This is a genomic window from Paraburkholderia phenazinium (genome assembly GCF_900100735.1).
GTDB classification, from domain to species: Bacteria; Pseudomonadota; Gammaproteobacteria; order Burkholderiales; family Burkholderiaceae; genus Paraburkholderia; species Paraburkholderia phenazinia.
Map to the genome: position 1 here is coordinate 269,229 of NZ_FNCJ01000008.1, position 14,679 is coordinate 283,907.

Consider the following 14,679-nt stretch of genomic DNA (forward strand, 5'->3'; position numbering starts at 1 on the left):
ATCAATCAGGGCAGCGGCAGGCCCACCACGAACGCTCCACCCTGAAAACGCTGCGCCGGATCGTCGATATCCTCTGTCGGCGCCTGAACCGGAAACAGCCCATCGAACTGCGTGGAGCTATCCTGCGGCCGGTAACCGAGGAACGAGGCCTTGCTGTTATCCCACCACAAGACCCGATTGTTCGACACGCCATACACGATTGCATGCCCCACGCGGTTCGTGAACAGCGAGCAGCGCACCAGTTCGATAAAGTCCCGATAGCTCAGATAGGTCACCAGCATGCGCGGATTCTTCGGTTCCTCGAATGAAGAACCGATACGCAGACAGACCGTCTCCAGACCGAAGCGGTCGAAATAGTAGCGCGACAGCGATTCGCCAAAACACTTTGTCACGCCATAGAGACTGTCGGGCCGCAACGGCGCATCGGCATCGAGCACGGTCGTGGTCGGATGAAAACCGATTGCATGATTGGAGCTGGCAAACAGCACACGCTTTACACCATGCCTCTGTGCCGACGCATAGAGGTTGTAGACGCCGCGGATATTCGCTTCCAATAGATCGTCGAACGGTGCATCGACGGAAATGCCGCCCAGATGCACGACCGCGTCGACACCTTCGAGCAACGCATCCACCGCCTCACGGTCCGCCAGATCCAGCACCACGTGCTCTTCGTGCGCGGCGGCTTCGCCCAGCGGCACAATATCGGACAGCCGCACGATATCGGCCCATTGCGCCAACGCGCCGCGCAACTGCCGGCCCAGATTGCCGGCCGCGCCGGTCAGCAAAAGCCGCCGAAACGGCTTACCCATCGATTCCTGTTGCTTGCTCATCCTGCCTGCTTCTCCGATTCTGCCGCGGCCGTTCGGCGTCCCGTTGCTGCCATTGTTCCCGCGGCTCCCGTTGAGTACGAGCCGTTGCCGGACGGACGACGGCCTTTCTTATGCATGCGCCGCGTCGGCAACGGGTGGAACTGCATCGGCTGCGCGCGTTTGTGGCTCGGCGGGCTCCTTCAACACCAGCCACACGACCACCGCCCCGAGCAGGTCGAAGCAGGCGAGCGCCACAAACAGCGGGTCATAACCGACCAGCGCCACCACCACACCCACCGCCAGCGAAAACAGCGTAGCCCCCGCGTAGCCAGCCATGCCGGTCAAACCCGTGGCAGTCGCGACATCGTTCTTGCCGAACACATCGGAGGCGAGCGTATAAAGCGCGCCGGACAGCGTCTGATGCGCGAAGCCGCCAATACAAAACAGCGCGATCGCCACATACGGGCTCGTCGCCAGACCGATACACGCCGGTCCGATCATACACACAGACCCGGTCACTACCACCAGCTTGCGCGAGGTAATCAGCGAGGTGTTAAAGCGCTTCTGATACCACGGCGCAAGATAGCCCCCAAGCACGCAACCGATGTCTGCGGCAAGAAACGGCAGCCACGCGAACATGGCGATTTCCTTCAGGTTCATATGACGCACGCTCACCATATAGAGCGGAATCCAGAAGTTGAAGGTTTGCCAGGCCGGCTCGGCCAGAAAGCGCGGAATCGCGATGCCCCAAAAGGCGCGGCGCTTGATAATGGCGCGCCACGAAGGCCGGCTTGCGCTGCTGGTCTTGTGCTTTGCTTCCTGGCCCGCGAGGATATAGTCGCGCTCGGTATCGGAGAGGCGCGGCTGATCTTTGGGGGCACGGTACAGCAGCAGCCACAGCAGGCTCCACACAAGGCCGAGCACGCCGATGGAGACGAACGCCATGCGCCAGTTGCCGTGCAGAACCCACCAGACCACGAGCGGCGGCGCAATCACTGCGCCAATCGAAGAGCCGATATTGAACCAGCCGGTAGCAATGGAGCGCTCTTTGGCGGGAAACCATTCGGAGGTGGCCTTGAGGCCGGAGGGAATGCCGGCGGCTTCGGTGAGGCCCAGCATGCCGCGAAACACCGCGAGCGAAATCCAGCCGTTGGCGGTGCCGTGCAGCATGCAGGCGCCCGACCACGCAATCGCAAACAGTGCAAAGCCGATCTTGGTGCCGACCACGTCTAAAACGTAACCCGCCACCGGTTGCATCACCATATAGGCGGCCTGGAACGACGCGACGATATACGAGTACTGCGCCGTCGAGATGCTCAGCAGCCGGTTCATTTCCGGCGCGGCCACCGCCAGCGAATTGCGCGCAATGTAGTTGACGATCAGACCCGACGTGACGAGTCCGATCATCCACCAGCGCATGCCTCTAACCTTGCCCATTTGCTCCTCCAGTGTGCCGCCGTGTGCTGGACGCCAAGATAATCAACCGGCGGAATAGTTGTCAAGCAACATTAGAGAAATGGAAATTGACGCGCCTTGGCAAAATGGATGTTTTATGTTTTTTGGCAGATTTAGCCTGCAAATTAGGAAAACATACCGGACAAATTGGATGCCCGAGTGTTTACCCGACATGACACCTTGCCATACAACCATCATGAGAAGACGCTGTGGGTGCGCAGCAGAAAGACACATACAGGAGCGGTGCAACGCCGCCGTTGCACGCAAAAGAGCGGCCGGCGAGCGCCGGCCGTGTCATGCCTCAGTCAAGCACAATCAGTGCAGCGTGTTCTCATCCAGCGGCTGCAGCAGCGCCGTCACGCTCAAATCCTGCTGCAGTTCCGGCCAGTAGAGCCGCTGCTTGTCGATCGAGATGGCGAAGTGCTCCCGCTCCATCGGCGAGGCCGACGCCAGCGCCGGAAACTGGCTCAGTGGAAAGTGAGCCGCCCGGCCATCGGCCAGGTCCAGCACCATAAACCTTGCATCGAAATGCACATTCACCGCAGCGCCTTTCATGACCGGCTCCTTGAGAGAGACAAGCCCTATGAGCGTATAGCGCCGAAACCGGCCATTCAAGGAAGAAAAAGCGGGCACGAGCACGAGGCAAACTCCGCCACGCCACCGCAAAAACGCCCCGTAGGGCGTTTTTGTCTGACATCCGGAAGCATCCCTCGGCGCAAAAAACGCGCTAGAAGTTAAAGTTATCGATATTGCCGGAGTCGAACGTGGTCGGCGGTCCAAGGATAATTTCGCCCTGCGGCCCAATCGTGCGTTTGCCTAGCTTGCCTGCATCGAACGATTCGCCTTCCTTACCGGTAATCGTGCCCGAAGCGAGCGCCGCCGCGGCATACGCGGCCAGATAGCCAAGCTGATTCGGATCCCACAACTGGAACGCCTTGACTGTGCCGTTCTTGACGAACGCACGCATCTGGTTCGGTGTACCGAGACCCGTCACATCCACCTTGCCCTTGCTCGAAGACGACGAGATATAACGCGCCGCCGCTGCAATCCCCACCGTCGTCGGCGCAATAATCGCCTTCAGGTTCGGATACGCCTGCAGCAAGCCCTGGGTCTCGACAAACGACTTCTGATCGTCATCATTGCCATACGCGATCTTCACCAGCTTCATCTTCGCGTACTCGGGCTTTTTCAACTCCTCCTGCATCCACTTGATCCACGTGTTCTGGTTGGTCGCATTGGGCGTCGCCGAGAGAATCGCAAACTCGCCCTCGCCGCCCATCAGTTTCGCCACCAGCTGGATCTGCCCACGCCCAATCCCTTCCGCGTTAGCCTGATTCACAAATAGTTGCCGTCCTTCCGGCGCCGTGTCCGAGTCGAAGGTCACGACCTTGATGCCCTGCGACATTGCTTTTTTCAGGTAAGGCACGACCGCGTTCGCATCGTTGGCGGCAATCACAATCGCATCCTGGCGCTGCGTAATCAGCGTATTGATGTATTGCACCTGCGACGAGGCGCCCGCATCCGACGGGCCCACCACCTTGCCGACACCGCCGAATTCCTTGATCGCGGCCATGCCGCCGTTATCGGCAATCACCTCATACGGGTTATTGATCTGCTTCGGGATATAGGCAATCTTCAGGCCGCTTTTGATATCGGCTGCGCCCGCCGCGCAACTGATGCCCAGCAGGGCGACGCAGAGCGCGAGCGCTCCGGCCTGACGTAGGGGTTTGAACATGAAGTGTCTCCTGGCTGAATAATCGGACGTTGCAGCGTCCGGGTTGTTGATATCAGGAACGGCACGCCGCACAACGGTCGTACGGCAAGGCAACGCTAGGCTACGAAGCAGCAGACTTTGCGATAAACCGGCGGTCGCGCATCGCCCGCCAGCGAGCCACCAGATTGGGGATCAACACGGAGGCGAGCAGCAGTACGCCGGTGACGATCGTAAGCGTCTCGCTGGAGACGTCATCGAGCGTCAAAGCATTTTTCAGCACGCCGATAATCAGCAGCGACAGCAATACGCCAACCATCGAACCGCGTCCGCCGAAAATGCTCACGCCACCGAACAGCACCGCCGCGATCACGGACAGTTCGAACCCCTCACCGTTGTCGCCGCGTGCGCTGGTAAAACGCAGGGTGTAAACCACACCGGCCAGCGCGCTCATGAAGCCGGACAAAACAAACAGACGCAGACGGATTTTCGCAACCTCGATGCCGGAGAACGTCGCAGCGGTCGGATTCGCTCCAATCGCATAGAGACTGCGGCCGAACGCCGTGGCCTGCAGCAGCACGGTGAACAGCACTGCGCTGACGATCACAATCACAAACGGCAACGGAATAAACGTCGCGCCGAGATTGTTCATGCCGAACGCCGTATAGCCCGCCGGAAAATCCGCGACCGCCTGATCGCCGAGCAGCACATACGCCAGACCGCGAAACAGCGCCAGCGTGCCGATCGTCACGGCAAGCGAAGGCAGATTCAGCTTGACGATCACGAGGCCGTTCAACAGCCCGGCCAGTGCGCCGACTATCAGCACCAGGCCGATTACCACTGGCATCGGCAAGCCCATATGCCACAGCACCCCCATCAGCGCGCTCGAGGCCCCGAGCACCGATGCCACCGACAGGTCGATTTCGGCGGCCACGATAATCAAGGTCATCGGCAGCGCCATCAAAGCAATCTCGGTCAGATCGGCCAGCACGTTGCTGATATTCGCGCCGGTCAGAAACACTGGCGACAGCATCCTGCCCAACGCCAGCGACAACACCAGCACGATGACCAGCAATATTTCCCAGCGCAAAGGCGTTTCGCGTTTGCGGGTCAGCAAGGCAGAATCGGGTTTAGCCATGATCGCGTTTCCTCATCATGCGTTTGGCAACCGAGCGGGCCAGCAACGTGTCGGCCGCAATGGCGGCGACAATCAGTGCGCCTTGAATCGCTTGCTCCCAGAACGGCGACACGCGCAGCACCACCAGCGCAATGCTGATGACGCCGAGCACGAGCGCGCCAAGCGTCGCGCCGAGAATGGTGCCGACGCCGCCCGTAATCGCCACGCTACCCACCACCGCGGCGGCCACCACCTGTAGTTCGATGCCCTTCGCCGTGCTCGCATCCACGGTGCCGAAGCGCGCCAGCCATAGTGCTCCGGCAAAGCCCGCAATCGCACCGGATAGCAGAAAGCCCGACATCACCCGGCGTTCGACATTGACGCCTGCCAGGCGCGCCGCCTCCGGATTCGAGCCGATCGCATAGTGCTCACGTCCGCCGCGAAACTGCTTCAGATAGACCGACAATCCGACCAGCACCAACAGCGCGATCAACGCCAGCGTCGGCACGCCGAGCACCACGCCGGTCGCCAGCCGCGAATACGCATCAGGCAAGCTGGTGGCGTTGATCTGCCCGCCATGCACCCACGCGTAGTCGGCGCCGCGGAAGATATAGAGCGTGGACAGCGTCGCGACCAGCGAAGGCACGCGCCCCACGGCCACCAGCAGCGCATTGATGCCACCCGCCACGAGGCCGATACCTAATCCCGCTGCCAGCGCCACCAGCACCGGCATATGTGGAAACGCGACATACAGGCTGCCGACGGCATAAGCGCTAATCCCGACCGTCGACCCCACCGAAAGGTCGATATGCCGCATCAGGATCACAACCGTCATGCCCGCCGTCAGCAAGCTGATAATCGACACATTCAGCAGCACGTCGCGCAGATTCTGCAGATTCAGAAACTGCGGCCGCGCGAGGCCTGTGCCGGCAATCAGCAGCACCAGCACGACAAACAGCGTGGTTTCACGGCTCTTCGCCAGCGCCGCGACCAGACCGCCCGCTTTCGTCGGGGTAGCGCCGCCAGCGATGGGAGGCTGCACCGGCGCCGGATGAGGATGAGTATGGGAATGGCGCATCATGCGGCGTGCCCTAGTGGGTTGACGGGCTGGCCGAGGGCGGCGCCCATGATCCGCTCTTCGTTCGCATCGGCGCGTGCGATCTCGGCGCTGATCCGTCCTTCGTGCATGACCAGCACCCGGTCGGCCATGCCGAGCACTTCCGGCAGTTCGCTCGAGATCATCAGCACGGCCATCCCATTCGTGACCAGTTCGGCCAGTGCGCTATACACCTCCGCCTTGGCGCCAACGTCAATGCCGCGAGTGGGTTCGTCGATGATCAAGACCTTGGGATCAGTGGCCAGCCATTTACCGAGTACGACCTTCTGCTGATTGCCGCCGGAAAGTGTGCCGACCGGCGCGTTGGCGTCGCCCGCTTTCAGACGCAGCCGTGTGCCCCATTGCGCCGCCAGTTGCGTTTCGCTGCGGGTGGAAATGAGTCCGTGTTTGACGAGACGCCCAAGGACCGTCATCGACGCATTGCGCGCGATGCTCAGCTCCAGCGCCAGCCCCTGCTGGCGGCGATCCTCCGGCACCAACGCAAGCCCTGCCCGCACCGCCGCCGCGGGCCGCCCGGTGGCGAGTGGCTTGCCGGCGATCCACACCTCGCCCGCATCGAGCGGATCAATACCGAAGATCGCCCGCGCCACTTCGCTGCGCCCTGCACCGACCAGACCGGCCAGCGCAACAATCTCGCCCGCGCGGACCTCGAACGAGATGTCCTTGAACACGCCGAGCCGCGTCAGTCCGCGCACCGACAAGCGCACTTCGCCCGGCGCAACCTCCGCCTTCGGATAGAAACTCTCCAGATCGCGTCCGACCATCTTCGCGACGATCGCCGCCGTGGTCAGTTCGGCCGTGGGCGCATCGAACACCTTGGCCCCATCACGCATGATGGTGACATGCTGCGTCAGCGCGAACACCTCATCGAGACGGTGGGTAATAAACAGAATCGCCACATCGCGTTCACGCAGCTTGCGCACAATCGCAAACAGCCGCTCCACTTCGGTCAGGGACAACGCCGCGGTCGGCTCATCCATGATCAGCACGTTCGCATTCAGCGAAAGCGCCTTGGCAATCTCGATCACCTGCTGATCCGCAATGGACAGCCCGCGCACCAACTGATCCGCCTGCAGATCGACGCCGAGCGATGCCAGCAGGCCGTCCACTTCGCGGCGCATCGCGTCGTACTGGATCCGCCCGATACGGTCCACCGGTTGCCGTCCCATGAAAATATTCTCGGCAATCGAGAGGTCGAAAAACAGCGTGGGTTCCTGGTAAATCACCGCCAGACCGGCATCGCGTGCCTCGGCGGGCGTCGCAAAACGCCGCGCCACGCCGTCGACCGTAATCTCGCCGGTATCGGGCTGATGCACGCCCGCGAGAATCTTCACGAGCGTCGATTTGCCCGCGCCGTTTTCGCCGAGCAGCGCATGCACTTCGCCCGGCCATAGCTTTAGGTCGCCATCCGATAGCGCGCGGACCCGGCCGAACGATTTGCTTGCGTGCCGCAGTTCAAGCCGGGGCGCAGCGGTTGTCTGTTCCTGCACTGGCTGTCTCCTCCATCGTGCGGCTTGACCTGCGTGCCGCGTTTCATCGGGGATATTGCTACGCCACTTCCAATCGGTCAGATCCGGTAGATACGCTCCGCGTTACGGCGAAACAGCGCGTCTTGCTCGGCAATGCTCGCGTCGGCAACAATCGAAGCATAGGCCTGCCAAAGATCCTGATACGAGCCAAACAAGCGGTCCACCGGGAAATTCGATGCAAACATGGCGCGCTCGACGCCGAACGCATCGATCGTTTCCAGCACATAGGGGCGCAGGCTATCCACGGTCCAATGATGGTCGAACATCGCAAGGCCGCTGATTTTCACGGCGACATTCGCGCAACCGGCGAGACGCCGCATGCCGTCGCGCCAGGCGCGATATCCCGCCACGCTATTACGATCCACAAACATGCCTGCATGATTGACGATGAACTGCGTATCGGAATGAGCCTCGGCCAGCGCCACCGCTTCATCCATCTGCGACGGATACAGTTGCAGATCGAACGACAGGCCGTAGCGGCGCAGCAGCGCAAAATTCTCGCGCCATAACGAATCGCGCATCAGATGACGGCCGATATAGTCGAACAGCTTGTTCTCATGCACGTTCAGGATCTGCCGCACACCGCGCGTATTGGCAAAGGCGGCATGCGCTTCGAGGACTTGCGCGGCATTCGGCGCGGCGAAATCGGCCGCGGCGACGATACCGTTCGGCATGCCGTGCGAGCCTGCCGCGCTCGCGATGCCCTGCAGCCAGCGGGTTTCCTCGACCGGATCGGCCGGGTCGTGATTCGCCTCCACATGCACCACTTTCAGAATCTCGATCTCGCCCGCTTCGCCGCACAGATCGGCCAGCAAATAGTCGTGTTTCAGCGCGCGCGCATCGCCGACGAACGACACGCCCGGATTTTCAAGCCACGGGTAACGATGCGTCTTGAGATCCCACAGATGAATATGCGGGTCGATCACTTGCATGGGGCGGGTCTCCTGCTTCTACGGTCCGAACGGTCCATATGATGATCGGAAGTACGCGTCAGGATGGCAAAGAGGTGATCGGTACCAGCGTCGAAAAAGATGCGGTAGTCGCGCACGCCGGCCTCGTGCAATGCAACAACCAGCTCGGGCCAGATCTCCCGATGCCGGCGTTCGTACTCCTCGCGCATGCCTGGGTTAAGCACCATGCGGAAAGCGATTGTTTCCATTGCGGCCTGTCTCCCGTCGTTGCTTTTCATCTTCGGGGCGCTTTCTGGGGGAAGCGTCTGAACCGACTATAATTCCTGGGTCGATAGCATCTCAATCCGTTGTTGGGATTGGGCGATCCAGAAACCGGATCGCACGACCACGCATTTGCCACCTGCTGCTGCCATCCGCATCTGCTAACGCATCCGCCACCGCCGCTGCCCCATGAGCCAGAACGCTGCCACTGTCGCCCTCGTCAACCGGCTCAAATTCAAGCATCTGGCGCTGCTCGTCGCGCTCGACGATGCCCGCAACCTCCATCAGGCCGCCGACGCCGTCAATGTCGCTCAACCAAGTGCATCCCGCATGTTGGGCGATATCGAAGAAGCGTTCGGCTTCCTGCTGTTCGAGCGTAACGCGCGCGGCATGCAGCCCACGCCGCTTGGCGTCGTCACCCTTGCCTATGCCCGCCGCGCGCTGGCGGAACTGACCCGCTTCGCCGAGGACCTCGACGTCAAACGCAAAGGCGGACATGGCCAATTGACGGTGGGCGCCATCATGGGCGCCGCGCCCGACCTGCTCGCCATGGCGGTAGCCGCGCTGAAAACCGAACGGCCGCGCCTCAATGTGCGCATCCTCGGCGAAACCAGCGATCAGGTGGTCCAGTTGCTGCACCGCCGCGAGGTCGATCTCGCGCTCGGCCGGTTGACCAATCCGCTGCAGCACAACGATTTCAGCTTCGAGCCGCTCGCCCGCGAGACCTTGATGCTGGTGGTGCGCACCGCGCATCCGCTGGCGCAGCGCGCCGCGATTAGCTTGCGCGAGTTGATCGACTGGCCGTGGGTCGCTCAGCCCATCACCAGTCCGGCGCGGGTGTTGTTCGAAGAAGAACTGGCCCGTGCGGGGCTCGCCACCCCGGTCAATCTGACCGAATGCGCGTCGATTTTCGCCACCCTGCAATTGCTCGAAAACTACGATGCCGTGGCGATGCTGCCCGAATCCGTGGTGCGCGATCATGTGCGCGGCAAGCTGCTGGTTGCGCTGCCTGTTGAAATCGGCAAGAGCCTCGCCGGCTTCGGCATTCTTACGCGCAAGGAAGAACCGCTCGCCGAACCGGCGCTGCATTTCATCGACTTGCTTCGCAGCGTTTCGCATAAGCTCGCCCGTGAAGCAGGCGTTCAACCGGACAGCGCGGGTGGCGGCGCTGTTGACCCCGCCGTTGGTCCCGCTGTTACCCCTATCCTGCCCCTGCCCGCTCACTGAGTCGCGCGCATTCACTGCAGGTTGACGAACAGACCACCGTCCACCAGCAACGCCGCACCGGTGACATAGCGCGCATAGTCCGAGGCGAGAAACACCACGCAGTCCGCGACATCGTCGGGACGCCCTAGCCTGCCTAACGGAATGCGTTTCTCGAAGTAGGCTTTCTTGGCTTCGTCAGCGAGGTCCTCGGCGTTCAGGTCCGTGGCGATCGTGCCGGGCATCACCGAATTGCAGCGAATCCCATACGGTCCCAATGCAATCGCGCACGACTGCATCAGCGAATGCACGCCAGCCTTGGTCGGCGTGTAATGCGTCTGCATGCCGCCGCCCACGAGTGCGCTAATCGAACTGGTGGCGACAATCGCGCCGCCCGTGCCCTGCGCCCTCATCTGCTGTGCCGCAGCCTGGGTCATGAAGAACGCGCCATTCAGGTTGACCGCTACGGTCGTCTCCAGCACCTCGGGGGGCATGTCGAGAAACGCGTGGAATGGGCAGATTCCCGCATTGCTTGCCAGCACGTCGACTTTGCCAAAGGCCTCCACCGTGCGCCGCACCAGCTCCGTACCGGTCTCGCGTGCAGCAACATTGCCCTCTACGGCGAGCGCTCGCCGGCCTAGTGCTTCGATCTCGGCCAGGACCTCTTCGACGGCGGAGCGGCGTCCGTACGATGCATCGTTATCGCCCCAGTAGTTGATCGCCACATCGGCGCCTTCACGTGCGCAGGCCACGGCGATCGCCCGGCCAATGCCGCGCGATCCGCCTGTGACGATCACTACCTTGTCTTTGAGCAGCACTTGGTTCTCCTTGGTCGGTCTGGCGGTTGATATCTTTCAGTCTTGCGTGCGGCGCTTGAAGTTCAACGCGCGCACTTCAACGTGGATAAGGCCGCACCAACGCACACTCCGGATTGAGCCGCACCCCGAAGCCCGGCGTCTCCGGCACCTTCATCCGGCCATTCACGGGCACCGGTTCATCGAGCAGCAGCGGCGTAAACATCGGCACCACCTGATCAGCCTTGGGCGCCATCATCAGAAACTCGGCGAACGGCGAGTTGTGGCGCGTGACCACAAAGTGATAGCTGTACACCGACGAACCATGCGGCACCACCATCACGTTATGCGCATCGGCCAGCGCGGAAATCTTGATCAGCTCGGTCATGCCGCCGCACCAGCCCACGTCCGGCTGGATCAGATCGCAGCAGTTCATTTCCAGCAGCATGCGAAAGCCCCAGCGCGTCGCCTCGTGCTCGCCCGTCGAGACCATCATGCCGCGCGGCACGTTACGGCGCAGTTCGGCGTAACCCCAGTAGTCGTCCGGCGGCAGGCATTCTTCCAGCCATTTGAGGCCGTACTCATGCGCTGCGTACGCGAGCTTGGTGGCGTATGTCACGTCGAGACTCATCCAGCAATCGAACATCAGCCAGAAATCGTCGCCGACGCGGCTGCGCATCTCGGCGAGGCGTTCGAGATTGAGCTTGAGTCCAGCCTCGCCCTCGGCCGGTCCATGTTGCAAGGGCAGCTTGCCGCCGATAAAGCCCATCTCCTTGGCGAGGTCGGGCCGCGCGCCGGTCGCATAGAACACCAGTTCGTCGCGCACGGGGCCGCCCAGCAGTTGATACACCGGCTCCTTGCGGACTTTGGCGAGCAGATCCCACAACGCCAGATCGACGCCGGAAATCGTATTCAGCACGACGCCCTTGCGGCCGTAGTAAAGCGTGGCGAAATACATCTGATCCCACATCTTCTCGATATCGGTGACAAGCTGGCCTTCGAGGAAACGCGCCAGATGCTTCTCGACGATAAACGCGCCGATCTCGCCGCCCGTCGTGACCGCAAAGCCGACGGTGCCATCGCTCGCTTCGATCTCGACCACCAGGGTGCCGAGCACATTGATGCCGAACGACTGGCGGCTCTGCCGGTACTCGGGATAGCGCGCCATCGGCGTCGAGATATGGTCGTCGATCCAGTGACCGTCGGCCTGGTCGTGATAATCCGCGCCACCGCCACGGACGATAAAGGCACGCACATGCTTGATAGTAGGCATCGCCATAAGAAAGGCTCCGTTTGCAGGGCAGTTAAGCGCGGCTGTCGATCAATCAGCGGGCGCGGTGTATCAATGGCTTCATGGGCTGCTCGGTTGGCGCACTATTCCGGCGAAACAGCGTGCCGATCAGCAGCGCGGCCAGCAGACTCGCTGCACCGAGCAGCAGCAGGCCCGCCGAGGTCGAAGCGAACGCATGTTCCGCGGCGGTACGCAGCGACGGCGCGATAAAACCGCCGAGGCTGCCGAGCGAATTGATCAGCGCGATGCCGCCCGCGGCGGCGGCGCCGGTCAGATAACGGGTGGGAAAGGTCCAGAACAGCGGCTGCGCGGCGATAAAGCCGCTGGCGGCGCAACACAACGCGGCAAGCGCGAACAAGGGGTTATGCGCCAATCCGGATGCGCCGATGCCGAGTCCGGCCAGCGCCAATAACGCGACCGCCCAGCGGCGATGCCCACCGGTGCGATCCGCGCGACGCGGCACGATCCATGTCATAGCAAGCGCACACAGCCAAGGTAGCGCTGCAACGAGCCCAACGCGCAAGCCGACTGTGGTGCCCATCAACGCCGCCACCTGTTGCGGCAGATAGAAGATCACGCCATATACGCTCATCTGGATCAGCAGATAGATCCCCGAGAGCGCGAGCACACGCCGGTCGAACAATGCGGCGAGCAGGTTGCGCGGGCCGTGGGCGGAGGCATCGCGGGCATCCTGGTCGAGCGCCTCGCGCAGGGTGGCGCGTTGCGCGATATCGAGCCAGCGGGCGTCTTCGGGGCGATTGTCCAGATACCAGAACGCCCATACGCCGACCGCCACCGCCATGGCGCCTTCAATCAGAAACAGCCATTGCCAGCCGGCCAGACCGGCGGCGCCATGCAAATCGAGCAGCAAGCCCGAGAGCGGGCTACCGAAGATAAATGCGAGCGGTGCGCCGAAATAGAACACCCCCACCGCTCGCGCGCGTGCCGACTGCGGAAACCAGTGCGTGAGGTAATAGATAACGCCCGGAAAGAAACCGGCTTCGGCGACGCCGAGCAGAAAGCGCAGCATGTAGAAGGCGCTCGCGGTATGCGCGAGGCACATGGAGGCCGACACAAGCCCCCATGTCACCATGATGCGGCACATCCAAAGGCGCGCGCCGACCCGATGCAGCAGCAGATTGCTTGGCACTTCAAACAAGGCGTAGCCGATGAAGAACACCCCGGCGCCGAAAGCAAACGCGGCGTTCGACAAGCCGGTATCGTGCTGCAACGCCTTTTGCGCGAAGCCGATATTGGCGCGGTCGAGAAAGGCCAGCACATACATCAGCAGAAGAAACGGCAACAGGCGCCGCATCACCTTGCTGTTGATCGCCTCGAGGGTAGCGGGCAAAGTTGGATTCATGGCGTCTCCTGAGCCGGGCTTGCAGGCGTAGCAGCCCGCCTGTCACACACGGCCGCTTCGGTAGTGCCCGTCTATGCGGACTTCAGCGGACTCGATAGGCTCGGCGCAACCTCAATAAGTCGCGCGCCCACCCGACAAATCGAACACCGCGCCAGTACTAAACGCGCAATCTTCCGACGACAGCCACAAGATCAACGAGGCTGCCTCTTCGGGCAACAGAAAGCGGTTCATCGGGATCTTCGAAAGCATGTAATCGATATGCTGCTGCGACATCGAATCGAAGATCTCGGTCTTGGCGGCCGCCGGCGTAACGGCGTTGACCAGAATGTTTTTGGTGGCCAGTTCTTTGCCAAGCGATTTGGTTAAGCCAATCAGCCCGGCCTTCGAGGCACTGTAGTGCGACGCGTTCGGATTACCTTCCTTACCGGCCACTGAAGCGATATTGACGATGCGGCCATAGCCCTGCTTGAGCATCTGCGGAACGACGGCGCGGCATGTTAGATACGGGCCGATCAGGTTCACGTCGATCACCCGGCGCCAGACTTCGGGTTCCAGCTCCCATGTCGTACCGTTGCCGCCGGTGATGCCCGCGCAGTTGATCAGCACGTCGATGCTGCCATGGGCGGCCAAGGTTTCGGCAACGGCATTCGTTACCGAGGCTTCGTCGGTCAACTCAACCGTCGCCGCCGACACCTTGCCCAGTTCAGCCAGTTCGCCCCGGCTGCGTTCGAGGCGCGCCGCATCGACATCCCAGAGCGCGACCGAAGCGCCCGAGTTCAGCGCGCGCTGCGCCACTGCATAACCAATACCGCGCGCCCCGCCGGTAATGACGACGGTACGCCCCTCCAGATCGATTCGGTTCATCGCGTGTCTCGCTTCCGTGACCCGGCTCGCGCCGCATAACGGTTGTGGTTGTGTTGGTGTCAGCCAATATACGGCGCGGCCGATACCGCAACAATTCGAGTATAGGAAGGTGCGATAACAAAAACGGATCGGGGAGCTGGTGGGTGACCGCGGCGCCTGTCGCGCCGGTCACATCTGACGAACCGCTTGCTGCGGCGTAGAGCGCGCCGCCGCCGCCCGGCAACCGCTTGGGTGCCGGACGGCGGCGCGGCAGG

13 protein-coding genes and 1 pseudogene are annotated in these 14,679 nt (G+C 62.0%); 1 reads left to right on the forward strand and 13 read right to left on the reverse strand.

What is annotated here, in order from left to right; genetic code table 11:
• Window positions 1-5 precede the first annotated feature (5 nt).
• The 9 genes and pseudogenes from BLQ92_RS19805 to BLQ92_RS19845 form a co-directional block, all read right to left on the reverse strand.
• Window positions 6-830, reverse strand: coding sequence for an NAD-dependent epimerase/dehydratase family protein (locus tag BLQ92_RS19805; protein WP_090686230.1), 825 nt, complete (start codon window positions 828-830; stop codon window positions 6-8).
• 108 nt (window positions 831-938) lie between these two features.
• Window positions 939-2,246, reverse strand: a complete 1,308-nt coding sequence (locus BLQ92_RS19810) for an MFS transporter (protein ID WP_090686231.1) — start codon at window positions 2,244-2,246, stop codon at window positions 939-941.
• 333 nt (window positions 2,247-2,579) lie between these two features.
• Complete coding sequence (locus BLQ92_RS19815; RefSeq protein WP_090686232.1) at window positions 2,580-2,819, reverse strand: DUF2442 domain-containing protein; 240 nt, start codon at window positions 2,817-2,819, stop codon at window positions 2,580-2,582.
• 172 nt (window positions 2,820-2,991) lie between these two features.
• Window positions 2,992-3,999, reverse strand: a complete 1,008-nt coding sequence (gene rhaS, locus BLQ92_RS19820) for a rhamnose ABC transporter substrate-binding protein (protein ID WP_090686233.1) — start codon at window positions 3,997-3,999, stop codon at window positions 2,992-2,994.
• Window positions 4,000-4,099: 100 nt separating this feature from the next.
• A complete protein-coding gene (locus BLQ92_RS19825) occupies window positions 4,100-5,113 on the reverse strand; it encodes an ABC transporter permease (RefSeq protein WP_090686234.1) in 1,014 nt (337 codons plus the stop codon).
• The gene (locus tag BLQ92_RS19830; protein WP_090686235.1) at window positions 5,106-6,173 is read right to left on the reverse strand and encodes an ABC transporter permease; all 1,068 of its coding nucleotides are present in this window, start codon (window positions 6,171-6,173) and stop codon (window positions 5,106-5,108) included. The genes BLQ92_RS19825 and BLQ92_RS19830 overlap by 8 nt, the downstream gene beginning before the upstream one ends.
• Window positions 6,170-7,699, reverse strand: coding sequence for a sugar ABC transporter ATP-binding protein (locus tag BLQ92_RS19835; protein WP_090686236.1), 1,530 nt, complete (start codon window positions 7,697-7,699; stop codon window positions 6,170-6,172). The genes BLQ92_RS19830 and BLQ92_RS19835 overlap by 4 nt, the downstream gene beginning before the upstream one ends.
• A 77-nt stretch (window positions 7,700-7,776) precedes the next feature.
• The gene (locus BLQ92_RS19840; RefSeq protein ID WP_090686237.1) at window positions 7,777-8,670 is read right to left on the reverse strand and encodes an amidohydrolase family protein; all 894 of its coding nucleotides are present in this window, start codon (window positions 8,668-8,670) and stop codon (window positions 7,777-7,779) included.
• Window positions 8,671-8,702: 32 nt separating this feature from the next.
• A pseudogene (locus BLQ92_RS19845) lies at window positions 8,703-8,897 on the reverse strand (L-rhamnose mutarotase); the annotation flags it as partial.
• 202 nt (window positions 8,898-9,099) lie between these two features.
• Here BLQ92_RS19845 and BLQ92_RS19850 point away from each other — a divergent pair.
• Window positions 9,100-10,137 carry a LysR family transcriptional regulator gene (locus BLQ92_RS19850; RefSeq protein WP_244106483.1) on the forward strand — a complete coding sequence of 346 codons (1,038 nt, stop codon included), beginning with the start codon at window positions 9,100-9,102 and terminating at the stop codon, window positions 10,135-10,137.
• A gap of 11 nt (window positions 10,138-10,148) precedes the next feature.
• Here BLQ92_RS19850 and lra1 read toward each other — a convergent pair whose 3' ends face one another.
• From lra1 to BLQ92_RS19870, 4 genes are all read right to left on the reverse strand, one after another.
• Window positions 10,149-10,931 (reverse strand): L-rhamnose 1-dehydrogenase Lra1, encoded by a 783-nt coding sequence (gene lra1, locus BLQ92_RS19855; protein WP_090686238.1) that lies wholly within the window; start codon window positions 10,929-10,931, stop codon window positions 10,149-10,151.
• A gap of 76 nt (window positions 10,932-11,007) precedes the next feature.
• Window positions 11,008-12,186, reverse strand: coding sequence for an L-rhamnonate dehydratase (gene rhmD / locus BLQ92_RS19860; protein ID WP_090686239.1), 1,179 nt, complete (start codon window positions 12,184-12,186; stop codon window positions 11,008-11,010).
• Between the two features lie 46 nt (window positions 12,187-12,232).
• Window positions 12,233-13,561 (reverse strand): MFS transporter, encoded by a 1,329-nt coding sequence (locus BLQ92_RS19865; protein WP_090686240.1) that lies wholly within the window; start codon window positions 13,559-13,561, stop codon window positions 12,233-12,235.
• A 111-nt stretch (window positions 13,562-13,672) separates the two neighbouring features.
• A complete protein-coding gene (locus BLQ92_RS19870; RefSeq protein WP_090686241.1) occupies window positions 13,673-14,425 on the reverse strand; it encodes an SDR family NAD(P)-dependent oxidoreductase in 753 nt (250 codons plus the stop codon).
• Window positions 14,426-14,679: the final 254 nt, after the last annotated feature.

Bases quoted from the DNA above. Each gene is read 5' to 3' on its own strand.
- BLQ92_RS19805 (WP_090686230.1), bottom strand. From the start codon at position 830: ATGAGCAAGCAACAGGAATCGATGGGTAAGCCGTTTCGGCGGCTTTTG.
- BLQ92_RS19810 (WP_090686231.1), bottom strand. From the start codon at position 2,246: ATGGGCAAGGTTAGAGGCATGCGCTGGTGGATGATCGGACTCGTCACG.
- BLQ92_RS19815 (WP_090686232.1), bottom strand. From the start codon at position 2,819: ATGAAAGGCGCTGCGGTGAATGTGCATTTCGATGCAAGGTTTATGGTG.
- rhaS (WP_090686233.1), bottom strand. From the start codon at position 3,999: ATGTTCAAACCCCTACGTCAGGCCGGAGCGCTCGCGCTCTGCGTCGCC.
- BLQ92_RS19825 (WP_090686234.1), bottom strand. From the start codon at position 5,113: ATGGCTAAACCCGATTCTGCCTTGCTGACCCGCAAACGCGAAACGCCT.
- BLQ92_RS19830 (WP_090686235.1), bottom strand. From the start codon at position 6,173: ATGATGCGCCATTCCCATACTCATCCTCATCCGGCGCCGGTGCAGCCT.
- BLQ92_RS19840 (WP_090686237.1), bottom strand. From the start codon at position 8,670: ATGCAAGTGATCGACCCGCATATTCATCTGTGGGATCTCAAGACGCAT.
- BLQ92_RS19850 (WP_244106483.1), top strand. From the start codon at position 9,100: ATGAGCCAGAACGCTGCCACTGTCGCCCTCGTCAACCGGCTCAAATTC.
- rhmD (WP_090686239.1), bottom strand. From the start codon at position 12,186: ATGGCGATGCCTACTATCAAGCATGTGCGTGCCTTTATCGTCCGTGGC.
- BLQ92_RS19865 (WP_090686240.1), bottom strand. From the start codon at position 13,561: ATGAATCCAACTTTGCCCGCTACCCTCGAGGCGATCAACAGCAAGGTG.
- BLQ92_RS19870 (WP_090686241.1), bottom strand. From the start codon at position 14,425: ATGAACCGAATCGATCTGGAGGGGCGTACCGTCGTCATTACCGGCGGG.